Genomic DNA, 24949 nt, shown 5'->3' with positions numbered 1-24949 from the left:
GTGCCGATCCCAGTCATCTGCGGGCACCGAAAGATAAGCCCGCTGCAATACCGAAAGTAAAATATGCGTAACTATCCTGGTAGCGAATGTTATACTCATCCTGGCCGCGGTAGCCGCCACCGGCCATTATCGCTGTGTTTTGCATAAAGGGCAACTGATAGTAGTACCGCAAGCCAGCGTTCAGTCGCTTTTTAACATCGCCAAAAGCGTAGCTATCGTATTTGTCAGCAATGTATTGCAAGTCAAATTGAAGGCGCATCCAATCGCAATAGTCTTTTTTATCGGGGTTTATGCTGTTGTTGTATTTTTTAGCCAGGCTGTATAGCCAGCGGCCTTTTAATCTTACCCAGCCATATCGTCCGTCAAGGCCCGCGGCATGGCCCTTGCCAACCAGTCCGGCATGTAGTTCGGTGCCTGCAGATAGGTAGCTGTTAATAATCACCTTGTCCTTATCAGTGCGCTTCCCCATATGAAACATCAGGGTATAAAAGTTAGTGGTAAATTTACCACTATCAATGTTGAGGGTGCCGTTGGCATTAAACGTAGGCCCTTCAACGCCGTTGGAGTGATGATTATAAGCTATGGAAAAGAACCGCGACTTGTAAGCGTCGGTATTTACGCTAAAATATACAATCAAACCGGGCATATAGCTCGGCGTTTTAACAGGCGAGCCTTGCTCTGAAAGTAATCGTATGCTAATCTCGGGCGTAGCAACAACATAAAACGGCAGCTTAGGCGTGTTTACAATAACAAAATTTGCAATCAGGTCTGAGGCTAATAGCGTGCGCGTTGGGCCGCCATATTCGTTACCAAACGTAGCCGGCTTTAAGTTTTGTGTGTAAATATCGTTGAAGGCCTTATTGATAAGATATTTTTGTGTTTTAGCCACTTCATTAGTTTGACTGTTGGCTATAGTAAAGCATCCGCAGAAAACAGCAAGGGCGATAAGTTTTTTATACATGAATAAGCTATAAAACCAGATATATATTAGGGTACAACCGACATGGTAGATTGGTTTGAAACATTCAAGAATTGGTTATTCCCGCCAGGATGTACAGCCACGGGTTTGGGATTCAACAACTATGGATAATATTGCCTGGAACACGCAATGTAACCTGCGTATACGCGTTTAGCTAAAAACAACAATTTTACTTATCTTGTCCCCATACAAATAGATACAGTGACTTTTCAGGATTTCAATTTCAACCCCGAGTTAACCGAGGGTGTTACCAGCATGGGGTACACCACCCCGACACCCATACAAGGCATGGCCATCCCGCTTATTTTAGCGGATAAAGATCTGATAGCCTGCGCCCAAACCGGCACAGGTAAAACAGCAGCTTTTTTATTGCCGATATTAGAAAAAATCGGCCGTACAGAAAAAAGCCATACCAGCACGCTAATACTAACGCCAACGCGCGAGCTGGCACAGCAGATAGACCAGCAGGTAGAAGGTTTAGCGTACTTTACCGGCATTAGCTCCATAGCCATTTTTGGCGGTGGCGACGGCCATATTTACGAGCAGCAACGCCGTGGGATTCAAAATAACGTTAACATTATTATAGCTACCCCGGGCAGGCTCATGGCCCACCTTCAATCGGGCGTTTTAAAGCTTAATAAGATCAATCACCTTATCCTTGACGAAGCCGACAGGATGTTGGATATGGGTTTCAGCGATGATATAATGCGCATTATTGGCTATTTGCCTAAAGAGAGGCAGACTTTGCTCTTTTCGGCTACTATGCCGGGCCGTATCCGCAATCTGGCTAAATCAGTATTGCATAACCCCGAGCAGATCAGCATTGCTATATCACAACCGGCTGTTGGTATTGATCAGCAGATTTACCGTTTGCATGATCAGCAAAAAACGCCTTTGCTTCAGCATTTGCTAAAAGATGGTAATTATTTGAGCACCATTATATTTGCATCGCGCAAGGAAATTGTTAAATCGCTATACAAAGAGCTAAAGGCTATCCGCCTTCATGCCGAAGCATTCCACTCGGACCTTGAACAAAAAGAGCGCGAGGAGATTTTACTTAAATTTAAAAACAAGCAGTTACCTATTGTTATTGGTACCGACGCCCTGTCGCGCGGTATTGATGTTGAGGGGATTGATCTGGTTATTAATTATGATGTACCCGGCGATGCCGAAGACTATATTCACCGCATTGGGCGTACCGCCAGGGCGGCTACCACAGGTACAGCTATTACTTTTGTAAATCATCGCGACGAGCGCAGGTTGAAAGCCATAGAGGAGTTGATGGACCGCAAGGTTACGCAACATCCTTTACCGGAGCATTTGCTAAGCATTGCCGAAGTAAAACATGAAGCAAAACCAAATCAGAACAGAAATAACAGAGGCAACAAACGCGTCTGGAAGAAATAATAGATAAACAAGTCATGAAATTTTATCAATCAATAACCCTTACTGCTATGCTGGCTTTATCGGCAGGCTTAGTAGCCGCGCAAACAGCGGTTAAAAAAACATCGGGTAATCCTATTGCCCAAGGTTGGTATGCCGACCCCGAGGCACAGATCTTTGGCAAGGAATATTGGGTGTATCCAACCTACTCTGACCGATACGAAAAGCAGGTTTACATGGACGCCTTTTCATCAAAAGATTTGGTGAACTGGACAAAGCACGAGCGTATTATAGATACATCGGGTGTTAAATGGGCTAAAAAAGCCATGTGGGCGCCGGCTGTTACCAAAAAGGGTAATAAGTATTATATTTTCTTTGGCGCTAACGACATTCAAAACAACAATCAGGTTGGCGGTATTGGTGTGGCTGTGAGTAACAAGCCCCAGGGACCGTTTAAAGACCTTTTGGGCAAACCCCTGATTGATAAGATCATTAATGGCGCGCAACCGATTGATCAGTTTATTTATAAAGATGACGATGGCCAGTATTACATTATATACGGTGGCTGGGGACATTGCAACATCGCGAAGCTGAATAAAGATTTTACCGGCCTTGTGCCTTTTGCCGATGGCGAAACATACAAATCAATAACTCCGAAAGACTACGTTGAAGGCCCTGTGATGTTTAAACGCAAAGGTAAATACTACTTAATGTGGAGCGAAGGCGGCTGGACAGGCCCTAACTACCGGGTAGCATACGCCATAGGCGATTCGCCAACGGGCCCGTTTGAGCGTATCGATTTGGTGCTGAAACAAGATATGTCTATCGCTACCGGTGCAGGCCACCACGCGGTTATTAACATACCTAAAACTGACGATTGGTACATTGTTTACCACCGCCGTCCGCTTACAGAAACTAACGGTAACCACCGTGTAACCTGTATCGACAAAATGTATTTTGACGAGCAAGGCCATATACTACCGGTTAAAATTACCAATGAAGGTGTAGAGGCAAGACTGATTAAATAAGCAGTAAGCTTGAAATTATTTATAGAACGCGGTTCGATTATTCGAGCCGCGTTTTTTGTATAGCAAAATGGTATTTACTCGGAGGCTGCGGGAGCAAGTCCGTTTACAGCTCTACAACCATTGGGTGATCACTTAAATTTAGGCTAATCTTATCAGCAGCTTTAACACTAAGGATAGCTGATGTGCCCATTACAGGATCATATACCTTAATCTCTCTGACTTTTTTAGCAAAGGTGACATCCACACTAACGCTCCCACTGGCTTTTTCGCCCCAGACTACTAGTTGAAATTTGCCGTTACTGTTTTGCAGCAGCAGATCGTGAACTATATCCGGTTTATCAGTAATCGTGTAAGCAAGGCTCTGCGGCTTTTTTGTAGTGGCTTTATCGGCCAATATGGTAGTTAAGTTATGCAGATAAAGCGCTGCCTTGCGTGGGGTATAATCCGGCTTGTAAAAGCCGAAAGTTTGATTGCCTGACTCGTCTGACCGATCCCGTAGTAAATAAATCGCCGTATAGCTCCACTTGCGTTTAAACTGCGCGAGGTAAAGGTTAAGGTATAAACGGGCTTGCTTTTCTTCGGTAAACGTACCGTCTATGGTAACGCCGGCTTCGGTTGTTACTTTAGGCAGGTCTATCAGCTCCGTTTCCGTATAGCCATTAAATTTTTTTGCCCAGGTTTTACCGTAATTACCAAACAGGCCATCCACCCTACAAAGCGGGCCGGGGTCGGCAGCGTTCCAGGTTTGATTATCATACAATCCTTTGTGCGATGGGTGCGAAAAATAGTTGTGGCAGGTGACGTAATCGGCATATTGTGTACCGTCAGGCATGGCAAGGTTACTACCTACCGGGATCTTTAAGTATTGCAAGCCGGTGTTATCAGTCTGTGCACCATTTTCGCTTAAGCTCCAAACGGGGTAGGCACTTAGTTGCTTGTCAGCTTTTACGGCTTTGTAAAGGTCGTTTTGGAGTTTGGCAACAGTAAGCCAGCTAAGGTTTTTACCTCCTTTTTCGCCTTGGTAAGTTAGGGGCCAGTTATTGGGTTCGTTAACGCCCTCAAAAGCTAACAGTGCCCCTGCATTGGCCAGCTTTTTGCCGCCAGCTAACAAACGGGGTATATCTGCGCCGCCGCTCATTAAGCCGTAGCTAAATTTGATGCCGGTTTTGCGGTGCAAAGCCAGGTAATCGTCCGCCGTGGCATTACCCTCATAACCAGACCGGATCCACCGGATGCCGGTATACCTGATGGCCTCAATGGTTTTATCAAGTTTTTCGCCAGGGCGGATATGGCCGAGTTTACGCCGATGCTGTTTAAAAAATCGTTGGTGCTTACAGCCTGTGTTTGTGCTTTACCATCTGAAAAACAGAAGATTAAATAGAGCGCTGCTGTTAAAGCCGTTAAATTACGTTTGTTGATTTTCATGCCTTGTGTTATGTATAACAAGGTACAAAAGTGTCGTTAAGACTGAAATGTAAAGAAGATATTACCCAAATAAATCGGTGCTCAAATATCTATCTCCACGATCGCAGCAAATGAACACGATTACGCCACTTTCAATTTCAGAGGCTAGTTTTATAGCAGCCGAACATGCACCACCGCTGCTCATGCCGGCAAATATGCCTTCCTGGCGCGCCAGTTTACGCGTCATAGCAACTGCATCGGCTTCGGCAATGTCCATCACCCGGTCAACTCTGGTTGGATCAAATATTTTAGGCAGGTAAGCCTCGGGCCAGCGGCGAATACCGGGGATGGATGAACCTTCGGTAGGCTGACAGCCTATAATTTGAATATCCGGGTTAACTTCTTTTAAGTATTTAGAGCAGCCCATAATAGTACCGGTGGTACCCATAGCGCTTACAAAGTGCGTGATCTGCTGGTCCGTATCACGCCAAATCTCCGGACCGGTTGATTTGTAATGCGACATGTAATTGTCGTGATTGGCAAATTGGTCCAGTATAAAGCAACCTTCGTTTGCTGCTTTATTTTCGGCATAGTCGCGGCAGGTTTCAATGCCGTCCAATAAAGTTACTTTGGCCCCAAAAGCTTCCATCGCCACGGTACGCTCTTTGGTAGAGTTTGATGGCAGAGCAAGTTCTATTTCTAAACCGTACAACGATGCTATCATAGCCAAAGCAATACCAGTATTACCACTGGTAGCTTCTATCAGTTTGCTGCCAGGTTTAATATCGCCGCGCTCTAAAGCGCTTTTTATCATGTTTAACGCCGCGCGATCTTTTACGCTGCCACCGGGGTTGTTACCCTCTAGCTTACCATAAATTTTTACGTTCGGATTTGGGTTAAGCCTTTTTATTTCAACTAGTGGGGTGTTACCTATCAGGTCTATTAAAGTTGCCATATTATTTGCTCTTTTTTAGCACCTTCACTGTAGGCGCATGATATACTCTTGAATGTGGTTCAACGCTTTTAGTTAGCCATACATTACCGCCAATAATACTATCGTAGCCCACCACCGTTTCGCCACCCAAAATAGTGGCGCCCGAGTAAATAACCACATTGTCTTCCACGGTTGGGTGGCGCTTGGTATCGGCCATGCTTTTGTCAACACTTAACGCCCCAAGGGTTACGCCCTGGTATAATTTAACGTGTTTGCCAATTACGGTAGTTTCGCCAATTACCAGGCCGGTACCGTGGTCAATGTAAAAATACTCGCCAATTTCGGCTGCAGGATGGATGTCAATACCTGTTTTTGAATGGGCGTATTCCGTTAAAATCCGTGGCAACAAAGGCACTTCATGTTTATAAAGACTATGCGCCAAACGGTAGCACGATATAGCAAAAAAGCCCGGGTAGGTGCGTATCACCTCAAACTCGCTGCGAGCCGCTGGATCGCCATTAAATATGGCTTGTATGTCCGTGTTTAATACGCGGTAAAGCTCAGGTAATTGGTCAAAAAAGCTTTTGGCACGGTTAGTATTATCGCAGTCATCACACGCTTTAGTGGCGTCCATAATGTGCAAAAGCTCCTGCTTCAGCTTGTCAAACTCGTCTTGCAGCTGACCAATGGAAATGAAAACCTTTTTTGATTGCTCAGGAAACAGCAGGCGGATAACCTGCATGGCCCAGGTAGTGATTTCCTTGTTAGAGGGTACCGTTTCAGCCAGTTGCTGTTTATTTAATATATGGCGATAGAAGTCGTCGTTCATAGCAAATACAGTGGTATAACCAGTGTTTTGCAAGTTTATACAAAATTTTGTTGTCTAGATGTAAAAAGTACGCGACCCAGACAAATTTTGGTTTTACATTTTTTGCACGCACCAGGTGGTCATACAACGCAAGTTTTGAACGTTGGTGGTTTTAATAGGCTCGTGTAACTTGCCGTAGTTGCTGGTAAGCTTTAATAAGGTATCCTGATTTACCAAAAACCTTGTGGAACCATCTGGCAGCAAATGGCGGCCGTTACCTAATGGTTTAATCAAACTTTCAATACCGATATCAGATGCCAGCCGGGCAAAAAAATAGCCCCCCGGCTTTAAAACCCGAAATGCTTCGGCTACCATGGCCTCAAAATGCGCTTCATCCTTAGCAAAATGTAATACCGCGCTGCTTATCGCCAGGTCAAATTCGTTATCTGCAAACGGCAAGTCATCCGCCGCAGCGGCAGTAAAGTTTGTTGTAGGATTATTAGGAGCTAACGCGGAAGACAAAGACTGCACGGCAAGTACCGCGTCGGTGTTGTGATCTGCCCCAAACACCTCAAAACCATTTTGCAGAAAATAATGCAGGTTACGGCCACCACCGCAACCAATATCCAGCACCTTTTTACAATGCTGATAAGTGCCCTTTAGCAATTGGTCAAATAGGTATATGTCTATGTTGCCGTAGATTTGGAGTGGGTTATTCATGGCTTAATAATTCAATAATTTCTCCATAGCCTTCTCTAACCTGGCCTTACCTAAAAACTGATTTTCCAGTCCTTTGTCCATGGGTACTGGGGTGTCTAAACTGGCGCAGCGCATTACCGGAGCTTCTAAATCCTTAAAACAGTTTTCCGCTATTACCGCGGCAACTTCGGCACCGAAGCCGCCTGTCAGCGTGTCTTCATGCACCACCATTACCCGTCCAGTTTTTTTAACGCTGGCTATAACGGTTTGGCTATCCCAGGGCTGCAGACTGCGCAGGTCAATCACTTCTATTGACTTGTCCGGGTGGCTGGCTAAATATTCAAGCGCCCAGTGTACGGCGTAGCCATATGCCACAATAGTAGCTTGCGTGCCTTTTTTAACCACGCGTGCCTTGCCTATCTCAATGTACAGCTCGCCATCCGGCACTTCGCCGGTAAGGTTGCGGTACAGGTATTTATGTTCAAAATACATTACTGGGTTTGGGTCGGCAATGGCCGACATCAGCAAACCCTTAGCGTCCGCCGGGAACGCCGGGTACACTACTTTTAATCCCGGTGTCTTAGTAAACCAGGCCTCGTTGCTTTGCGAGTGAAAAGGCCCGCCCGCAGTACCCGCGCCAGTAGGCATACGGATAACCACATCAACGTTTTGACCCCAGCGGTAGTGGGTTTTTGCCAGATTGTTTACAAGTTGCGTAAATCCGCTGCTTACAAAGTCAGCAAACTGCATCTCGACCAAAGCTTTGTAACCATTAAGCGACAGCCCCATAGCCGCACCAATAACGCCCGACTCGCAAAGCGGCGTGTTGCGCACGCGCTCTTTGCCAAAAAGATCTATAAAGTTTTCCGTCACTTTAAACACGCCGCCGTATTCGGCAATATCCTGGCCCATAATTACCAGCTTTTCGTGTTTGGTCATGGCCTGCATCAGGCCCTCGCGGATGGCATCTATGTAGCGTATTACTTTTGACGTAGGCGATAACTTAAACGATGGCCGCGCAAACGGCTTATAGACATCATTGATCTCAGTAAATAAATTTGGGCGAATGTCTTTCTCCAACATTACCTTGTCAATCGCCGGGTCAATCTCTTTCAAAAACTCATTACGCAGATAAGGTATCCACTCCGGCCGTAGTATCTCTTCAGCAATCAGGAAGTTCTCAAACTTAGCTATCGGGTCGCGGTCCTGCCACTCGCTGATCAGTTCAGGAGGTACATATTTGGTCCCTGATGCTTCTTCGTGCCCACGGATCCTAAAGGTCATGCACTCTACCAGTACCGGCCTCGGCCTTTGGCGAATGTTAGCGGCAATCTCGCTAATGGCGTAATAAACCTCTAATATATTATTACCATTTAGCTGGCGGCCTTCTATGCCGTAGCCAAGGGCCTTATCAATTAATTTTTTTGCGCGATATTGTTCATTGGTTGGTGTAGATAGTGCGTAACCATTGTTCTCTACCAAAAAAATAACAGGCAGGTTCCATACCGCTGCTATGTTTAACGCTTCGTGAAAGTCACCTTCGCTGGTACCGCCCTCGCCGGTAAAAACCAGCGTAGCTTTTTTTTGACCCGATAAAACATCTGCCAGAGCTATTCCGTCGGCCAGCGCCATTTGTGGGCCAAGGTGCGATATCATCCCGATGATCTTATGTTCCTGTGAGCCAAAATGGAAGGACCTGTCGCGCCCCTTGGTATATCCCGATGCTTTGCCCTGCCATTGGCCTAATAAGCGGCTAAACGGCACGTTACGGGTAGTAAATACACCGAGGTTGCGGTGCATGGGGAGTATATATTCGTCGGGCTGCATGGCCAGTGTTGCGCCTACGGCTATGGCTTCCTGGCCTATACCAGAGAACCATTTACCTATCCGCCCCTGCCTTAATAATACCAGCATTTTCTCTTCAATAACACGCGGGTACAGCAATTTTTTATAAATTGCTATGAGCGCGTTATCGTCAAGTTTCTTGCGGTCAAAAATCATACAGCTAATCTACTGAATTTTAGGGCTTAGGGTTGGGGTTAACAGGATGCTAATTTAACGAGGATAATTGCTGGTCTAACATGCTTAGATCAAATTTAGGCTTGATAACATATCTGAGCTGAATAAGGCCGGTGCTAAAAGTCTCGCTACCCATTAACATCAGATCCAGCTTTTCGCGCACATCAGAAAACAAGGGTTTGCCGCCGCCCAAAACTACAGGATGTACAGACAAAATAAACTCGGCAATGAGTTTATGTTTAATAAAACTGGATAACAAACCGGCACCGCCAAAAAGCCAAATGTTTTGCCCCGGCTGCTCAACAATAGCTTGTACATCCTTTAAAAAATTTCTGCTACCAATAGCAATTATATCGTCATTAGGCACCATGAAAGGCGAATCTGTAAATACGTAGATCTGCTTATCGCCAAAAGGGCTGGGCATGCCGTCAATCATGTTATAGCTTTTGCGGCCCATAAATATGGCATCAGCATTATCAAAAAAAGCTCCCATGCCATAATCCTGATCAGTAAGACACCAATCTACTTCGCCTTTAGGCCCTTCAATGTAGCCATCAAGACTAACTGCCAGGTTTAAAATTATTTTACGCATGATATTATTTTTCAGGCTGATTTTTTTCTCGCCACTGTTCGGCAAATGATTTTCCCGCAACATCGGGCATATCCCGGTAATGGCCCCAGGTTTTTTTGAAGAAAGTCTGCATTAACCGGTTTTTAGTTTTGCCGCTAAAAAAGTCTTCCAGCTTGCGGCTAAGCATTCCTTTGCGCCAGGCCGCCCATCCCCATTTTTCTTTAATAGGCACAAAGCCCTGATCAACCGCATCGCGGCGGTTTAGCAGCAGCATTTTATGAATGTCAATCTTCACCGGGCAAACCTCGGTACACTTACCACACAGGCTCGAGGCGTAACTTAAGTGCTTAAACTCTTTCATGCCCTGCAAATGCGGGGTGATGATAGAGCCAATAGGCCCGCTGTAAGCCGTGCCATAAGTATGGCCGCCAATGTTTTTATAAACCGGGCATGCATTTAAACAGGCACCGCAACGAATGCAATATAAACCCTGGCGCTGGTCTTTTTGAGCCAGCAGATTTGTACGGCCATTGTCCAGCAATATCACATACATTTCTTCGGGACCGTCAGTCTCATTGGGCTGACGCGGTCCGCTTAATATGGTATTGTAAACCGTTAAATTTTGGCCGGTACCATGGGTAGACAGCAGAGGCCAAAAAAGATCAAGATCGGCGATAGACGGAATAATCTTCTCTATCCCCACAATAGCAATATGTATTTTAGGGAAAGACGTACTTAACCTGGCATTACCCTCATTTTCTGTTAGGGCTATACTGCCGGTATCAGCAATTAAAAAGTTGCCGCCCGTTATGCCAACATCAGCTTGTAAATATTTTTCGCGCAGTAACTCGCGCGCTTTTTGGGTAAGTTGCTCTGGGGTGAAATCTAAAGGGGTGCCGAATTTCTCGTTGAAAAATTTGGCAATATCTTCTTTAGACAGGTGCATGGCGGGCGTCACAATATGATAAGGCTTTTGCCCCAGCAATTGTACAATGTATTCGCCCAGGTCTGTTTCTAATGACTCTATTTGGTGATGCTCCAGGAACTCGTTAAGCTCAATTTCTTCGGTGACCATCGACTTTGACTTAACCACCGTTTTGGCGCCCGCTTTTTGGATGATGTTGAGTATCTCCTTGTTAGCTTCGGCAGCATCGTTGGCCCAAATAACTTTGCCCCCGCGCTTTTGAAAATTGGCTTCAAACTCGGGCAGTATCTTGTCCAGGTTTTCCATCACTTTCCATTTAGTGACATGAGCCTTGCGTTTGGCATTGTCAAGATTGATCAGCCGCGACAGGCCGCGGTTTACCGCGGCGTCATATTTACCAATGTTGTAATTGATAATGCGGCGGTGATCAACGTCAAAAGCCTTACCCTCAGCATCAACTAAAAATTCCTCGGCGATGGATGTCATGCGGCTAATTTAGGGATTTACATTAACAAAAAGAGACGCTATATTAACGTCTCTTTTGTAATGATATATAGGATAATGACGCAATACTTTGCGTCTCACTATCCACAGCAGACGCAAAGCATTGCGTCTCTACGTTTGCGTTTAACGCGTATTTTTTCCGTCAACAACTGGTCGCTTGTCAGCATTCGCCAAATCCCAGGCGGTATAGTAAACCAGCTGCGCGCGTTTGGCTAATAATGGGAAGTTTATTTTGGTGATATCGTCGCCTAAACCATGGTAGTCTTTGTGTACGCCATTAAAGTAAAAGGCAATTGGGATCCCCAGTTTAGCAAAGTTGTAATGGTCTGAACGATAGTAAAATTGATTCTTGTCGTTAGGATCGTCATACTTATAATCAAGGTTCATTTTGATGTAGGTGTTGTTGGCGTTCTCGCTTACTTTACGCAAATCTGTGCTCAACATTGCCGAACCAATAACGTAAACCGTATTTGCCGAATCAGCCTTTCCTGCATATTCTTCACCAACGCGTCCAATCATGTCTATGTTCAAATCGGCAATAGTATTCTCAACCGCGATAGCCGGGTGTTGCGAGTAATACTCAGAACCTAACAAGCCTTTTTCCTCGCCAACTACGGTTAAAAACAATATGCTGCGGCGCGGGCCTTTGCCGGCTTTTGCAGCCTGCGAGTAAGCACGGGCAATGCTCAAGACACCTGTAGTACCAGATCCATCGTCATCAGCGCCATTAAAAACGCGGTCACCCGGCGTACCTTCCGGCAATATACCTATGTGGTCATAGTGTGATGATATTACTAATGTTTCGTGTTTTAATTTTGCATCGGTACCTGGCAACAGTCCATAAACGTTAACGGCTTTTACAGGTTTCTCTATTGCTTCAAAAGTAGTGTTGATAGTAGTTGCTACTTTTTGAGTTTGTGGCTGTCCGTTTTGATCGATAGCAGCTTTTAATTCGGCAATGGTTTTACCGGTTGGTTTTAACAACTCGTTAGCAATTGCAGGGGTGATAGTATAAACAGGAGCGGTGGCAACTGCAGTCCCTTCCGGTTTGATCATCATACGTGCACCGTTGCCACGGCGAACAGCAGAACTTGCTGGATTTACGGCTAATATTAATGCTGGTTTTTTGCTTTGTAGAAAGCTGATGCGGGTAGCCCTATCCGTACCCCATTTTGACATCTTATCTGTGCCGCTAACCTTTGACACACCATTTACCATAGGTTCGCCAAAGCTAATGTACAACACAACTTTGCCGGCGATGTCTACATCTTTTAGGTCGTTATAAGTATCTGTGCCAATGCCGTAACCTATAAACAAGATTTCTTTGGAGTAAACAACTCCGCCGTCGCCACCCATCGCATCGGCAGCAATATTGTGTCGCAGACTGCCTGTCGCACTAAAGTCTTTGCCGGCAGTATAGGCCATACTGCCTACGGTAAACACGCTAACGCTAAAAGAGCTTTCAATTAAGGGCACATTCATAAAGTATGAGCCATTTACAGGTTGCAGGCCCAATGCCTTAAATTCGGCAGCTATGTAATTGGCAGCTTTCTCGGCCCCGGGTTTACCGGTTTCGCGGCCTTCAAATTCATCTGATGCAAGGATGCTCAGGTGCTTTTTAGCCAGCTCTGCGTTGATAACAGGCGCATATTTCATAGCGGTTTTGTTTTGCTGCGCCCAAACACCGCCAGCCAAAGCGGCCAGCGAAAGTGTTAATATTACTTTTTTCATTTATTACAGTTAATTAAAAGTCCACAAATTAGTAATTTGTTAGGATAAGTTGATGTCGTCTGTCGATAATTTTGGTTAGATGTTTGTAGCGCCTTGCGACCACCACACCGCCCATAAACAACAATAGCGATGAGTTTTAACTCATCGCTATTGCAAGTATTGTTTTACAGTTGCGTTTACGCGCAAGGGATAGCGTTTACTCTTCTCGCGTGCCTTCCGCCTTCAAATTCAGTATTGAAAAATATCTCTACAATTTTTTTAGCCTGCTCCAGCGTCACAAAGTTTGACGGGATGCATAATACATTGGCATCGGTATGGCTGCGGGCGGGTTCTGTTACCGCTTCGTTGTAGCATAATGCCGCGCGGATTCCCTGGTGTTTGTTAGCTGCAATGGCTACACCATTGGCGCTGCCGCAAAGTAGTATGCCGTAATTAAACTCGCCACTCTCTACTGCCAAAGCAACCGGGTGGGCAAAGTCTGTATAATCGCAAGAGTCTTTTGAAAAAGTACCAAAATCTTTAACGTTTTCGCCAAGTATGGTTAACAGGGCGTTTTTCATTTCAAAGCCGGCGTGGTCTGCGCCAATAGCAATCTTAAGTCCTTCTATCATGGTATGGTTATCGCAGGTTTTATTACGATGTCATTAAATCAGTATGCTCTTTAGCGCGGCGTTTTTCAATCCGCGAAGCAATCATAATACCTATCTCATACAAAGCCAATAAAGGCAAGGTAACAATCATGCAAGCCGTAACATCCGGCGACGGCGAAATAATAGCGCCAACAATCAACATAATGATGATGGCATAACGGCGCGTACGTTTCATGAAAGTGCCGGTTAATACACCTAACGACGCTAATACGAAAATCAGTATCGGCAACTCAAATACCAAACCCATAATTAAGGTAATAGTAGCTACCATTGATAAGTATGAGTTGATCGTAAACGTGTTTTTTATCGTGTCGCTTACACTAAAGCTGGCCAGGAAAGATATGGACTCGGGCGCTATAACGTAATAGCCAAACAATATCCCTACTAAAAATAAAAGCGAGGCATAAAGTACAAAACCACCGGCGGCTTTACGTTCTTTCTCTAATAACGCCGGCTTGATAAAGCGCCATAACTCCCACAAAATGTACGGTGTTGAAAGTATGATACCTACCAGCATTGACGAGTTGATTTGCAACATAAATTGCCCACCTACCTCAGTGTTAATAATCTCGGCATTTATTTTTTGCAAACAAAAACCTTCGCCCAGTTTACACATCATTTTATAAGTCCAGAAATCAGGGCGAAAAGGGCCCATGATAATCTCGTCGAAAATAAATTTAAAGTTCCAGAAAGCAACCCCGGTTAAAATCAGGATAGCAATTGCCGCTCTAATAAGGTGCCATCTTAAAGCTTCTAGGTGGTCAAAAAATGACATCTCGGCTTCAAGGTTTTTACCTTTTTCCTTTATAGCTTTTACCAGGTTTCTTTCTTCGCTCATTTGTGTTACACCGTATCTATGTTCCCGGCAAGTGCTATTAACGTTATATAATGGCTGTTAGTTTTTGCTTAAGCGCTATATTCAAACGTTTCCATAAACTTAGTGGTAAAGTTACCCGCACGGAAGTTAGGGTCTTTTAACAGTTTAAGGTGAAACGGAATAGTGGTTTTAATACCTTCAATAACAAACTCGCTTAAGGCACGCTCCATCGTGCTTAAAGCCTCTTCGCGGGTTTGCGCCACGCAAATAACTTTAGCAATCATCGAATCGTAGTTAGACGGTATGGTATATCCGGCGTACACATGCGTGTCTACACGCACTCCGTGGCCACCCGGCGAGTGGAAGTTAGTGATCTTACCTGGTGATGGGCGGAAATTGTTAAACGGATCCTCGGCGTTAATACGGCACTCAATGGCATGCATTGTTGGCTCGTAGTTTTTACCGGATATAGGGATACCCGCAGCAACTTTAATTTGCTCTTTAATCAGGTCAAAGTTGATCACCTCTTCGGTAACCGGATGCTCTACCTGGATACGGGTATTCATTTCCATGAAATAGAAATTACGGTCTTTATCAACCAAAAACTCTACCGTGCCGGCACCTTCATATTTAACGGCTTTGGCACCTTTAATAGCAGCCTCGCCCATTTTTTTACGCAACTTTTCGGTCATAAAAGGCGATGGCGCTTCTTCAACCAGTTTTTGGTGACGACGTTGTATAGAACAATCGCGCTCAGACAGGTGGCAAACTTTGCCAAACTGATCGCCAACTACTTGTATTTCTATGTGGCGCGGGTCTTGTACATATTTTTCAAGGTACATACCATCGTTGCCAAAGGCAGCGCCAGACTCCGCACGTGCCGAATCCCAGGCAGCTTCAAACTCTTCATCTTTCCATACCACGCGCATACCGCGGCCACCACCACCGGCAGTTGCTTTAAGTATAACAGGGTAACCTATTTTTTTTGCTATCGCGATACCGGTTTTAACATCAGGCAACAAACCTTCAGAACCCGGGATAGTTGGCACACCCGCTTTCTTCATGGTTTCTTTAGCTGATGCTTTGTCGCCCATGGAGTTGATCTGATCGGCAGTAGCGCCTATAAATTTTATACCGTATTCTGCACAGATAGCAGAAAACTTAGCATTCTCTGACAAAAAACCATAACCCGGATGGATAGCATCGGCATTGGTTAGCTCGGCAGCTGATATAATATTTGGAATATTTAAGTAAGAATCTTTACTTGGTGGCGGGCCAATACAAACAGCCTCGTCAGCAAAGCGTACGTGAAGGCTTTCACGGTCGGCAGTTGAATATACAGCTACGGTTTTAATGCCCATTTCTTTGCAGGTGCGGATGATCCGCAGGGCAATTTCACCACGATTAGCTATTAGTATTTTTTTAAACATAACTTTTAAATGTGCAGATGTGCGAATATGCAGATGTGCAGATGGTTTTTGACGTGCAACTTATCTGCACATCCACGCACCTGCGCATTTGCACATCTAAATAGGTTCTACTAAAAACAATGGCTGATCATATTCAACCGGCGAAGCGTTATCAACCAGTATTTTTACAATACGGCCCGATACTTCAGCTTCAATCTCGTTAAATAATTTCATAGCTTCAATGATGCAAACTACGCTACCTGATTTTATTTCATCGCCTACGTTAACAAACAATGGTTTGTCTGGCGATGATGAGCGATAGAAAGTGCCTATCATTGGTGATTTGATAGTGATATAATTTGAAGTATCTGCAACCGCCGGAGCAGCAGGGACAGCTACCGCAGCAGGAGCCAAAGCAGCGGCAGGTGCTGGTGCGGCAGCAGCCGGCAAAGGCAGCGTTGCATGGTGTACAACGGTCTGTTCGCCGGTAGTTTTAATAGTGATCTTGAAATCTTTTTGCTCAATGGCAACCTCGTTAACGCCTGATTTAGACACGAAGCGAATTAGATCTTGTATTTGTTTAATATCCATTATTGCAGATTATAGGGTTTTTGGATAGCTATTTGATATGCAAACATGCTGATGTGCAAATGTGCAGATGAATTTATAAATTTATTTTATCAAGTTATTGATAATTAACAACTCTTGTATTGTAATGTTCTTAAAAAAAGCATTGGCACATCTGCATATATATGCAGATGCACGTCAATGTATTACTTTGTATCGTAAGCCCATTTAAGGTACATAGAGCCCCAGGTAAAACCACCGCCAAAGGCAGCAAGAATTATATTGTCGCCCTTTTTAAATTTATCTTCCCACTCCCAAAGGCATAAAGGTATTGTAGCGTTGGTAGTGTTGCCATATTTTTCAATGTTTATAACAACTTTATCTTCGCAAACGCCGGTACGGCTTGCTGTGGCATCAATAATGCGTTTGTTGGCCTGGTGAGGTACCAGCCATGCAATATCGTCGGCGGTTAAGTTGTTGCGCTCCATAACCTCGGCAGCAACATCGGCCATGCTGGTAACAGCAAACTTGAATACCGTTTTACCTTCCTGGTAAGCATAATGCTCGCGTGCGTCGATGGTTTCGTGGGTTGCAGGTTTAATAGAGCCACCTGCTTTCATATTAAGAAAAGGGATACCTGATCCGTCGCTTTTTAAAATAGAATCTATAATGCCGTAACCTTCTGTACTTGGTTCAAGCAAGGCTGCGCCTGCGCCGTCGCCAAAAATTATACAGGTAGCGCGGTCCTGGTAGTCAACAATTGATGACATTTTATCGGCACCAACAATTAAAACCTTTTTGTGCATACCGGTTTCAATAAACTGGGCGCCGGTAGCAAGGCCAAATACAAAGCCAGAGCAGGCAGCCTGCATATCAAACCCCCAGGCGTTAACTGCGCCAATTTTGTGCGCAAAAGAGTTAGCCGTTGCCGGGAAAGGCATATCAGGGGTGGTAGTACAAAAAATGATCAGGTCAATTTCTTCGGCGCCAATGCCGCGTTTTTTTAGCAAGCCCATAACAGCCGGAACGGCAAGATCTGAGGTGCCAAGGCCTTCGCCTTTTAGAATTCTGCGCTCTTTGATACCGGTGCGGCTGGTTATCCACTCGTCATTGGTATCAACCATGGTAGACAGCTCCTGGTTGGTGAGTACATAATCTGGTACGTAACCATTAACAGCCGTAATGGCTGCAGTAATTTTACTCATAGTTGTATTTTTTATATTATTGAAAAGCCCTGGTTATTTTACCAACCAGGTCGCTCTCAACCATATCTTTAGACAAAAGTACCATATTTTTGATAGCCTCGGGATTTGAAATACCGTGGCCAACAATAACCGGCGCGTTTACTCCCAAAATGGGGCTGCCGCCGTATCTCTCATAATTAAACCTATCAAAAAATTCATCTTTAAAGCCCTTTTTACGGGTAATTACGTAGAATGATTCGGCAAGTTTTAATATGATATTACCGGTATAACCATCGCACACAAAAACATCAGCATGATCGCCAAACAAGTCGCGCCCTTCGGCATTACCTATAAAGTTAATGTTTGATGCTTCTTTTAATAAAGGATAGGTAGCCAGGCAAAGCATGTTGCCTTTTTCTTCCTCTTCGCCAATGTTCATTAGCGCTACGCGCGGATTTTCTATACCGTAAACATTTTGCGCCATCAGGCTGCCCAGCACACCAAACTGTACAAGTACTTCTGGTTTTACATCGGCATTAGCGCCAACATCAAGCAAAATGCCCATGCCGCCCTTAACCTTTGGAACAATTGTGGTAATAGCCGGACGAAGGATGCCCGGGATAGTTTTAACGCTAAACACGGAGCCAACCAGCATAGCGCCGGTATTACCTGCCGATGAGAAAGCCTGAATGGCACCCTCTTTCAACAGTTTAAATCCTACGCTGATGCTTGAGTCTGGTTTTTGAACAACCGCTTTGGTGGGGTGTTCGCCCATGCCAATAACTTCGGTTGTATGTACAAACTCGAAGTTATCGGGGCTAAAGTTTTGTTCACTAAGAATACTTATAGCCGCGTCTTTGTCGCCTATAAGTACTATTGTGTGGCCTTGTAAAACTTTATATGCCTCGATAGCCCCTAAAACAGTTGCTTTGGGAGCGAAATCTCCGCCCATAATGTCTAAGCCAATCTTCATATTTGAAAATTAGGTGGTTAGGCTACTGCTTTTTCTATCAGTAATTTACCGTTGTAGTATACGTTACCGTCAACAGTGTAAGCTCTGTGTGGCAAGTGTACAGCACCTGTTACTTTACAGGTAGTTAAAGTTGGAGCGATAGCTTTATCATGAGTTCTACGCTTGTCTCTTCTCGATTTGGATATTTTACGCTTTGGATGTGGCATAACTTGTACTTATTATTATTTAATATTTTTGAGTGCGTCCCAACGCGGATCCGCTTGCTCGTCTTGTTCATTCCCCGACGATAAGTTGTCTAACTTATCAATCATCTCTTTATCACACTTCGAGGTGTCATCCCCGCCGCTGCAAGTAGCTATTAAAGGCACTGCAACATTTATGTACTCATAGATAAGGCCTGCAAGCTGTATTTCATGCTCGTTTTTGCCTATGGCTATGATCTCATCATCTTCATCAATCTCCTCGTCGCTAAACTTGGCTATCTGCTGCTCATGCACCGCTATCGGCATATCAAACTCAGACAAACACCTGGCGCAGGCGGTACTAATAGTGCCTGTAATTTTGAAATCCAGAATCAGCATTGTTTCCTGCTTATCTATTTCAACCTTACACACCAAATTGGCTTTTTTAACCAGCGAGTAATCAAACTCGGCAAAAAAGTCATCCTTTACATCAAACTCAAAATGATGCTTTCCGAGTGCTAAACCGGTAAAAGGAATCGAATAATTTCTTAGCGATTTCAATGAGCTACAATTAGCCTGCAAATGTAGACAAAAATACCAATACTGAAAAAGGTTTTTTTTAAATGGAATTGGCCCCCTCCAAATCTCCCCCGGTAGGGGAGATTTTAGGAAGCCCTGGTCGCATAAATCCTCTATGACCGGGAGGACTTATCCGGGGGCTTTATTTATGTAACATTTTCACCTCACCGTCCTATCCGCTTGCATCCTAAATAAATAACCAATAAATTTACTTAACCGGTTATTAACCCCTTAGTATGGCAACATATAAACTATCCGTCAACAATAAAATACTTACTGTTGATGCCGACCCTGATACCCCGATGCTATGGGTATTGCGCGATCATTTAAACCTGGTAGGCACCAAGTTTGGCTGCGGCATTGCCCAGTGCGGTGCTTGTACCATACATTACAATGGCGCCGCTGTGCGTTCTTGCCAGTTGCCGGTTTCGGATGTGAAAGATTCAAAGATCACTACCATTGAGGGGCTGAGTAAAGATGGCAGCCACCCGGTGCAACAAGCCTGGAGCGATATGGATGTGCCGCAATGCGGCTATTGCCAAACCGGACAGATTATGGCGGCGGCTTCATTGCTAAAACAAAACCCGCACCCTACAGATGCGGATATAGATTTAGCCATAAATAACATTTGCCGTTGCGGTACGCATTACCGTATACGTAAGGCGATACACTTAGCCGCAGGTAAGAAAGGAGCTACAACCAAATGAGCGATCAGGGAGTTTCAAGGCGACACTTTTTAAAGGTGAGCGCTGTGGCAGGCGGAGGCGTAATGTTTGGTTTTCAATTACTGGCAGATGCAAGCCCGACGCACTTTGCTGACGCCATATTTTCGCCCAATGGGTATGTGTCGATAGATTCAAAAGGGTTGGTGACACTGATGTCGCCCAACCCCGAGATAGGCCAGGGGGTAAAAACCGCCCTGCCGATGATATTGGCCGAAGAGCTGGAAGTGCCATGGGATAAGGTGTATGTGGAAATGGCTCCGCTTGACCAGGCCAAGTTTGGCGCCCAGGTAGCCGGGGGCAGTGGTGCGGTGCGTGGCAGATATCTGCCTATCCGTAATGCAGGCGCGGCAGCACGGCAAATGCTGATTAGCGCGGCAGCCCAGCAATGGGGCGTACCTGATACGGAATGCTATGCCGAAAACGCTTTTGTGATACATAAACCAAGCGGCAAAAAGCTGTCGTACGGCGAGCTTGCTGCTAAGGCGGCTACGCTGCCTGTACCAACCGATATAAAGCTAAAAGACCCTAAAGATTTTAAGATCATAGGCACACGCGTTCATAACATTGACAACCACAAAATCATTACGGGGCAGCCGCTTTACGGCATTGATACCCGCCGCGAGGGAATGTTGTTTGCCATAGTTGCCCGCCCTCCGGCATTTGGTAAAACGTTAAAGTCTTTTGACGATACAGAAGCCCGCAAAGTGTCGGGCGTTAAAAACGTGGTGCAGGCACGTAACGTGGTTGCAGTTTTAGCCACCTCAACCTGGGCGGCCAAAAAAGGTCGTGATGTTTTGAAAGTTGAATGGCAGGACGAAAGTAAACTGGAGAGCACCACAGAACATACAGCGTCGTTTAACGAATTGTTGAACAATAAAAGCGATAAGCCCGGCCGTAACGACGGCGATATTGACATCGCCTTAGCAAATAAAGACCATAAAATTATTGAAGCTACTTATGAGGTGCCTGCACTTTCGCATGCTAACATGGAGCCACTAAACTTTTTTGCCGATGTTAAGGGCGATAAAGTAGAACTGTACGGCCCAACACAGGTCCCTTCAAGACTGCGTAGCGATGTTGCAAGGGCATTAAATATACCCGAAGCAGGGATAACTTTAGGCATGCCGCGTCAGGGTGGTGGGTTTGGCCGTAAGCTACAGTCAGACAATGGTGTCGAAGCGGCATTGATATCGCAGGCGGCTAAGGCCCCGGTGCAAATGCTGTGGATGCGCGAAGATGATATGCAGGGCGACTTTTACCGCCCGGCAAGCATGTTTAAATACCAGGCCGCAGTTAATCAAACAACAAACCAAATTGCCGCCTGGCATTTTAACGGCGCCGTTTTATCGGGCGGTTCAGCAGGCCGGGCAGATGGTTTCCCTGCGGGGAGCATTGCCAATTACCGGGCAGACAATCATAGCCTGAAAACCAATATCCAAACCGGGCCATGGCGCGCGCCTACGTCAAACGCGGTTGCTTTTGCTGATGAATGCTTTTTAGACGAGCTGGCGCACCAAATGAAAAAAGATCCATTGGAGCTGCGCCTGGAACTGGTAGACATAGCCAAAAGCCAACCTACAGGCAAAGGCCCGGGGTACGATCCTGCAAAATATAAGAGCGTGTTAGAACTGGTAAAACAAATAAGCGGCTGGGGCAAACCAAAAGGCCCTAACGTTTACCAGGGTATAGCTGCGCATTACTCGTTTAGCACTTACGCCGCACATGTGGCCGAGGTTACTAAAATGAAAGATGGCAAACTGCGCGTAACCAAGGTGTACAGCGCCATAAACTGCGGCCGTGTAGTAAACCAAAGCGGCGCCGAAACCCAGGTGGAAGGCGCTATCATAGATGGCCTGAGCCACGCCTTATTTAGCAAGGTTACGTTTGACAAAGGCGCCGTGGTTCAGAAAAACTTTAATACCTATAAATTTCTGCGGATGAAAGACGCGCCGCTAGAGGTGATTGTGAAATTTGTTCCCTCCGAAGATCCGCCAACCGGATTGGGGGAGCCTGGCTTGCCGCCAATTGCCCCGGCCGTGGGTAACGCCGTGTTTGCTGCTACGGGCATAAGGTATAGGAAATTGCCATTCGAGTTTCCGAAAGTGTAATTTATAGTCGCAATAGTATCAGTAGCGATGGGTTTCAAACCCATCGCTAGACTATATGATGTTAGATTTTAGGCCCCGTGCAATGAAACCTTATCTTAAATATTTTTGATAGCGTAATGCTAAAACTGAGATTGACCCAGCGGGTCAAAACCATTGTAGACAACAGAGATAAATATTCAATTGACCCGGAGGGTCTACCCTTATGCATCGTACAGGCGTGTCCGAATAGCAATCCCTTTATTGGGTAGCCCCGCTGGGGCAAATAATTTGTGACTGTGTTTTTTTCTACAAAGGTGTTAACCCTCTGGGTTAAAAAATACGGCATTAAAACCCACTACTCATTCCGAAAAATGAAATACCTTTCTAAATGCAATTAAAAATCTATAGCCACTCCGCTTTGCCATCCCGCGAAGCGAAGGTATTCTATGCCCTATACCAGGGAAATGCGGCCGTGCTAAAAACTGGCGTTATAAGTCATTTTTGAAAGATAATGCTGATAATCAGTAGTATTTAATCTGGTAATCTCTTTACATTAGTGGTAACCAATGCCTAACTACTACTTGTCATGACCGTCAGTCGCTTATCACGCGGATTAATTCGCCGACTTAAAACCTATCGCAAATTGGTTTTAAAACTGGCGTTATTGTGTTTACTCGCCGGTTTTGTTTCTTTTGTTCCTAACGCGGACGACCCCTTTGAAAAATTAATTAGCAACCTTCAACGCTGGACAGACAGCATTCCCCAAGAGAGAGTATACCTGCACATGGACAAGCCCTATTATGCGCTGGGCGATACCATTTGGTTTAAGGGGTATGTTACCATAGGCAGCCGCCATCAACTATCTGCATTAAGCGGAGCGGTTTATGTTGACTTCATAGATGAAAGAGATTCGCTAATAACGAAATTAAAACTTCCGGTTACATCGGGCATGGTAATGGGTGATTTTGTATTGAATGATGACCTTAAAGAAGGCAACTATCGTATTCGTGCCTACACCCAATGGATGCGTAATGCCGGGTCTGATTATTTTTTTGACCGGACCTTTGCTGTTGGAGATTTGTTAAGCCATAACTTAGTAGCCAAGGCAGATTACCAGTATAGGGATGCCGGGAACAAACAGGTACTTACTGCATTACTTAACTTCGCCGATGATGAAGGCAGGGCATTGGGCGAACGCCCATTACGCTACCAGATTGTGATTAACAAAAAAGTAGTGTGGGCTCAAAATATTAAAACAGACCCGTTAGGTAGTGTGAGCATCAAGATAGATAATTCAACCAATGCTGATCTGGCAGGCGCCTATATCCGTGCCACCATACAAGGGGCTGATAAATATCAAATAGTACGTAATTTCCCTATTAAAGCTAGCCTGGTACAGAGGGATGTCCAGTTTTTTCCGGAGAGTGGCAACCTGGTTAACGGCATATCTTCAAAGGTTGCCTTCAAAGCCATAGGTATTGATGGGTTAGGTATAAACATTAAGGGGACTGTTGTTGACGACAAAGGAGCGAAGGTTGCGCAATTTACTACACTGCACGCGGGCATGGGTAGCTTTATGCTACGGACGCAAGCCGGTAAAACCTATCAGGCTCAGGTGAATTTTCCCGATGGCAGTACAAAAATTATAGCACTGCCTAAAGCTATAGATGAGGGTTATATATTGGGTGTATATCAACCCGGTAAGGACAGCTTGCTTGTCAGAATTTATGCTTCGCCTGCCATGCAGCAATCAACATTAGGCCTTGTAGCACATACCGGAGGGGAAAGTGTTTTTGCTTCAGCGGTAAAGGTAACCGGACCGGTAACGTCTATTTGGCTTGATAAAAAGCTGTTTCCGACCGGTATAGCCCAGTTTACCATATTTAAAAACAATGCCGAGCCGTTAAATGAGCGCATAGCCTTTATCAGAAGCCGGGACCTAATGCAGTTGACTATTAAGACAGACAAAGAAGTTTACACAAGCAAGGAGCATATCAAAATAGTAGTAGAAGCTAAAGACAGCAAGGGCAATCCTACAGCCGGCAACTTTTCGGTATCGGTTATTGATGAAAGCAAAATGCCGGTTGAAGAGAGTAAGGAGCATACGATATTTTCGCATATTCTGCTCAAATCAGACCTGAAGGGCTATGTAGAACAACCCAACTACTATTTTACTAAAGAAACAGACGAAGTAAACCGCGCTTTGGATAACCTGATGCTTACACAAGGTTACCGCAGATTTACTTGGAAGGAGTTGGACAGAGCTGTTAACACTAAGCCGGCGTTTGAGGCGGAAAGCTTGGGCGCAAAGATAAGCGGCAGGGTGACAACACTTACTAATAAGATAGTACCGGGCGCTAATGTTGTATTGTTATCAGTAATTAGTGGTACTACTAAATTTACAACAGCCGATGCCAATGGGCGTTTTAAGTTTGATGGCATATTTATAACCGATAGCATTAAATTTACGGTACAGGCCAGAGATAAAAGCAACAGTAATAAAGTTAAGGTGCTGCTGGATGCAGTACCTGAAATACAGATGACTAAAAACATCAGCCTTGGCGATGTTAGTACTAATATATCAGGTACGCTAAAAGCATACATAGATAATGGCAAAAAGCTGGACGATATTTATGAAAAAACAGGGCAGTTGGATAAAGTACATAGGTTAAGAGAAGTTAGGATAAAAGCACGTGACTTGTCCTGAAATAGGTTTACACATTAAAGTGTAAACGATGAACAAAATTAAAGAAGAAAAGATCATTGAGGATCATTTAAGCGAAGGCATAAG

At 45.0% G+C, this 24949-nt stretch carries 23 protein-coding genes; 5 read left to right on the top strand and 18 right to left on the bottom strand.

All coding sequences use genetic code 11. The annotated features are described in order from the left end of the window. Positions 1-13: 13 nt before the first annotated feature. Positions 14-961, bottom strand: a complete 948-nt coding sequence (locus ACFSYC_RS13740) for a hypothetical protein (RefSeq protein WP_377128672.1) — start codon at positions 959-961, stop codon at positions 14-16. 219 nt (positions 962-1180) lie between these two features. Between ACFSYC_RS13740 and ACFSYC_RS13735 the strand changes: the two genes are divergently transcribed. Next, the gene (locus tag ACFSYC_RS13735; RefSeq protein WP_377128670.1) at positions 1181-2386 is read left to right on the top strand and encodes a DEAD/DEAH box helicase; all 1206 of its coding nucleotides are present in this window, start codon (positions 1181-1183) and stop codon (positions 2384-2386) included. 14 nt (positions 2387-2400) lie between these two features. After that, positions 2401-3390 carry a glycoside hydrolase family 43 protein gene (locus ACFSYC_RS13730; RefSeq protein WP_377128667.1) on the top strand — a complete coding sequence of 330 codons (990 nt, stop codon included), beginning with the start codon at positions 2401-2403 and terminating at the stop codon, positions 3388-3390. A gap of 103 nt (positions 3391-3493) precedes the next feature. Here the strand turns inward: ACFSYC_RS13730 and ACFSYC_RS13725 are convergent, their stop codons facing one another. From ACFSYC_RS13725 to ACFSYC_RS13645, 17 genes are all read right to left on the bottom strand, one after another. After that, positions 3494-4528 (bottom strand): hypothetical protein, encoded by a 1035-nt coding sequence (locus ACFSYC_RS13725; protein WP_377128664.1) that lies wholly within the window; start codon positions 4526-4528, stop codon positions 3494-3496. Further along, entirely contained in the window at positions 4528-4815 is a 288-nt protein-coding gene (locus ACFSYC_RS13720) for a hypothetical protein (protein ID WP_377128661.1), read from the bottom strand. Before ACFSYC_RS13720 ends, ACFSYC_RS13725 begins: the two co-directional genes overlap by 1 nt. Before the next feature lie 61 nt (positions 4816-4876). After that, positions 4877-5749, bottom strand: a complete 873-nt coding sequence (gene cysM / locus ACFSYC_RS13715; RefSeq protein WP_377128659.1) for a cysteine synthase CysM — start codon at positions 5747-5749, stop codon at positions 4877-4879. Between the two features lies 1 nt (position 5750). Then, the gene (gene epsC, locus ACFSYC_RS13710) at positions 5751-6557 is read right to left on the bottom strand and encodes a serine O-acetyltransferase EpsC (RefSeq protein ID WP_377128656.1); all 807 of its coding nucleotides are present in this window, start codon (positions 6555-6557) and stop codon (positions 5751-5753) included. A gap of 93 nt (positions 6558-6650) precedes the next feature. Continuing rightward, positions 6651-7256: a class I SAM-dependent methyltransferase gene (locus ACFSYC_RS13705; RefSeq protein ID WP_377128654.1), complete on the bottom strand. Its 606-nt coding sequence runs from the start codon at positions 7254-7256 to the stop codon at positions 6651-6653. 3 nt (positions 7257-7259) lie between these two features. Next, positions 7260-9236 carry an alpha-ketoacid dehydrogenase subunit alpha/beta gene (locus ACFSYC_RS13700; RefSeq protein ID WP_377128651.1) on the bottom strand — a complete coding sequence of 659 codons (1977 nt, stop codon included), beginning with the start codon at positions 9234-9236 and terminating at the stop codon, positions 7260-7262. Positions 9237-9285: 49 nt separating this feature from the next. Next, positions 9286-9846, bottom strand: coding sequence for a dihydrofolate reductase family protein (locus ACFSYC_RS13695; protein ID WP_377128648.1), 561 nt, complete (start codon positions 9844-9846; stop codon positions 9286-9288). Between the two features lie 4 nt (positions 9847-9850). After that, positions 9851-11236, bottom strand: a complete 1386-nt coding sequence (locus tag ACFSYC_RS13690) for a LutB/LldF family L-lactate oxidation iron-sulfur protein (protein WP_377128646.1) — start codon at positions 11234-11236, stop codon at positions 9851-9853. A 141-nt stretch (positions 11237-11377) separates the two neighbouring features. After that, positions 11378-12985 (bottom strand): M28 family peptidase, encoded by a 1608-nt coding sequence (locus ACFSYC_RS13685; protein WP_377128643.1) that lies wholly within the window; start codon positions 12983-12985, stop codon positions 11378-11380. Positions 12986-13161: 176 nt separating this feature from the next. Further along, positions 13162-13596, bottom strand: a complete 435-nt coding sequence (rpiB, locus tag ACFSYC_RS13680) for a ribose 5-phosphate isomerase B (RefSeq protein ID WP_377128640.1) — start codon at positions 13594-13596, stop codon at positions 13162-13164. Positions 13597-13618: 22 nt separating this feature from the next. Then, positions 13619-14473, bottom strand: a complete 855-nt coding sequence (gene tatC / locus ACFSYC_RS13675; protein ID WP_377128637.1) for a twin-arginine translocase subunit TatC — start codon at positions 14471-14473, stop codon at positions 13619-13621. 68 nt (positions 14474-14541) lie between these two features. After that, positions 14542-15882 carry an acetyl-CoA carboxylase biotin carboxylase subunit gene (accC, locus tag ACFSYC_RS13670; protein ID WP_377128634.1) on the bottom strand — a complete coding sequence of 447 codons (1341 nt, stop codon included), beginning with the start codon at positions 15880-15882 and terminating at the stop codon, positions 14542-14544. Between the two features lie 96 nt (positions 15883-15978). Then, positions 15979-16452, bottom strand: a complete 474-nt coding sequence (gene accB, locus ACFSYC_RS13665; RefSeq protein WP_377128631.1) for an acetyl-CoA carboxylase biotin carboxyl carrier protein — start codon at positions 16450-16452, stop codon at positions 15979-15981. A gap of 182 nt (positions 16453-16634) precedes the next feature. Then, entirely contained in the window at positions 16635-17633 is a 999-nt protein-coding gene (locus ACFSYC_RS13660) for a beta-ketoacyl-ACP synthase III (RefSeq protein WP_377128628.1), read from the bottom strand. Between the two features lie 16 nt (positions 17634-17649). Continuing rightward, complete coding sequence (gene plsX, locus ACFSYC_RS13655; RefSeq protein WP_377128625.1) at positions 17650-18585, bottom strand: phosphate acyltransferase PlsX; 936 nt, start codon at positions 18583-18585, stop codon at positions 17650-17652. 17 nt (positions 18586-18602) lie between these two features. Further along, on the bottom strand, positions 18603-18791 hold the full coding sequence (rpmF, locus tag ACFSYC_RS13650; protein ID WP_144246778.1) for a 50S ribosomal protein L32: 189 nt from the start codon (positions 18789-18791) through the stop codon (positions 18603-18605). A gap of 15 nt (positions 18792-18806) precedes the next feature. Next, complete coding sequence (locus ACFSYC_RS13645) at positions 18807-19328, bottom strand: YceD family protein (protein ID WP_377128621.1); 522 nt, start codon at positions 19326-19328, stop codon at positions 18807-18809. A gap of 254 nt (positions 19329-19582) precedes the next feature. Between ACFSYC_RS13645 and ACFSYC_RS13640 the strand changes: the two genes are divergently transcribed. The 3 genes from ACFSYC_RS13640 to ACFSYC_RS13630 all read left to right on the top strand — a co-directional run bounded on the left by ACFSYC_RS13640 (position 19583) and on the right by ACFSYC_RS13630 (position 24865). Further along, positions 19583-20053, top strand: a complete 471-nt coding sequence (locus ACFSYC_RS13640) for a (2Fe-2S)-binding protein (RefSeq protein WP_377128618.1) — start codon at positions 19583-19585, stop codon at positions 20051-20053. Next, on the top strand, positions 20050-22179 hold the full coding sequence (locus ACFSYC_RS13635) for a xanthine dehydrogenase family protein molybdopterin-binding subunit (RefSeq protein ID WP_377128615.1): 2130 nt from the start codon (positions 20050-20052) through the stop codon (positions 22177-22179). Before ACFSYC_RS13640 ends, ACFSYC_RS13635 begins: the two co-directional genes overlap by 4 nt. 565 nt (positions 22180-22744) lie before the next feature. Then, positions 22745-24865, top strand: coding sequence for a carboxypeptidase-like regulatory domain-containing protein (locus tag ACFSYC_RS13630; RefSeq protein WP_377128612.1), 2121 nt, complete (start codon positions 22745-22747; stop codon positions 24863-24865). The last annotated feature ends 84 nt before the right edge of the window (positions 24866-24949 follow it).

This window comes from Mucilaginibacter antarcticus (assembly GCF_042686155.1).
Lineage (GTDB): Bacteria > Bacteroidota > Bacteroidia > Sphingobacteriales > Sphingobacteriaceae > Mucilaginibacter > Mucilaginibacter antarcticus.
This window is presented reverse-complemented; position numbering and strand designations above follow the sequence as displayed.

Excerpts from the sequence above, each read along its gene's own strand:
- ACFSYC_RS13740 (WP_377128672.1), bottom strand. The coding sequence starts at position 961 with ATGTATAAAAAACTTATCGCCCTTGCTGTTTTCTGCGGATGCTTTACT.
- ACFSYC_RS13730 (WP_377128667.1), top strand. The coding sequence starts at position 2,401 with ATGAAATTTTATCAATCAATAACCCTTACTGCTATGCTGGCTTTATCG.
- ACFSYC_RS13725 (WP_377128664.1), bottom strand. The coding sequence starts at position 4,528 with ATGAGCGGCGGCGCAGATATACCCCGTTTGTTAGCTGGCGGCAAAAAG.
- ACFSYC_RS13720 (WP_377128661.1), bottom strand. The coding sequence starts at position 4,815 with ATGAAAATCAACAAACGTAATTTAACGGCTTTAACAGCAGCGCTCTAT.
- cysM (WP_377128659.1), bottom strand. The coding sequence starts at position 5,749 with ATGGCAACTTTAATAGACCTGATAGGTAACACCCCACTAGTTGAAATA.
- epsC (WP_377128656.1), bottom strand. The coding sequence starts at position 6,557 with ATGAACGACGACTTCTATCGCCATATATTAAATAAACAGCAACTGGCT.
- ACFSYC_RS13705 (WP_377128654.1), bottom strand. The coding sequence starts at position 7,256 with ATGAATAACCCACTCCAAATCTACGGCAACATAGACATATACCTATTT.
- ACFSYC_RS13700 (WP_377128651.1), bottom strand. The coding sequence starts at position 9,236 with ATGATTTTTGACCGCAAGAAACTTGACGATAACGCGCTCATAGCAATT.
- ACFSYC_RS13695 (WP_377128648.1), bottom strand. The coding sequence starts at position 9,846 with ATGCGTAAAATAATTTTAAACCTGGCAGTTAGTCTTGATGGCTACATT.
- ACFSYC_RS13690 (WP_377128646.1), bottom strand. The coding sequence starts at position 11,236 with ATGACATCCATCGCCGAGGAATTTTTAGTTGATGCTGAGGGTAAGGCT.
- ACFSYC_RS13685 (WP_377128643.1), bottom strand. The coding sequence starts at position 12,985 with ATGAAAAAAGTAATATTAACACTTTCGCTGGCCGCTTTGGCTGGCGGT.
- rpiB (WP_377128640.1), bottom strand. The coding sequence starts at position 13,596 with ATGATAGAAGGACTTAAGATTGCTATTGGCGCAGACCACGCCGGCTTT.
- tatC (WP_377128637.1), bottom strand. The coding sequence starts at position 14,473 with ATGAGCGAAGAAAGAAACCTGGTAAAAGCTATAAAGGAAAAAGGTAAA.
- accC (WP_377128634.1), bottom strand. The coding sequence starts at position 15,882 with ATGTTTAAAAAAATACTAATAGCTAATCGTGGTGAAATTGCCCTGCGG.
- accB (WP_377128631.1), bottom strand. The coding sequence starts at position 16,452 with ATGGATATTAAACAAATACAAGATCTAATTCGCTTCGTGTCTAAATCA.
- ACFSYC_RS13660 (WP_377128628.1), bottom strand. The coding sequence starts at position 17,633 with ATGAGTAAAATTACTGCAGCCATTACGGCTGTTAATGGTTACGTACCA.
- plsX (WP_377128625.1), bottom strand. The coding sequence starts at position 18,585 with ATGAAGATTGGCTTAGACATTATGGGCGGAGATTTCGCTCCCAAAGCA.
- rpmF (WP_144246778.1), bottom strand. The coding sequence starts at position 18,791 with ATGCCACATCCAAAGCGTAAAATATCCAAATCGAGAAGAGACAAGCGT.
- ACFSYC_RS13640 (WP_377128618.1), top strand. The coding sequence starts at position 19,583 with ATGGCAACATATAAACTATCCGTCAACAATAAAATACTTACTGTTGAT.
- ACFSYC_RS13635 (WP_377128615.1), top strand. The coding sequence starts at position 20,050 with ATGAGCGATCAGGGAGTTTCAAGGCGACACTTTTTAAAGGTGAGCGCT.
- ACFSYC_RS13630 (WP_377128612.1), top strand. The coding sequence starts at position 22,745 with ATGACCGTCAGTCGCTTATCACGCGGATTAATTCGCCGACTTAAAACC.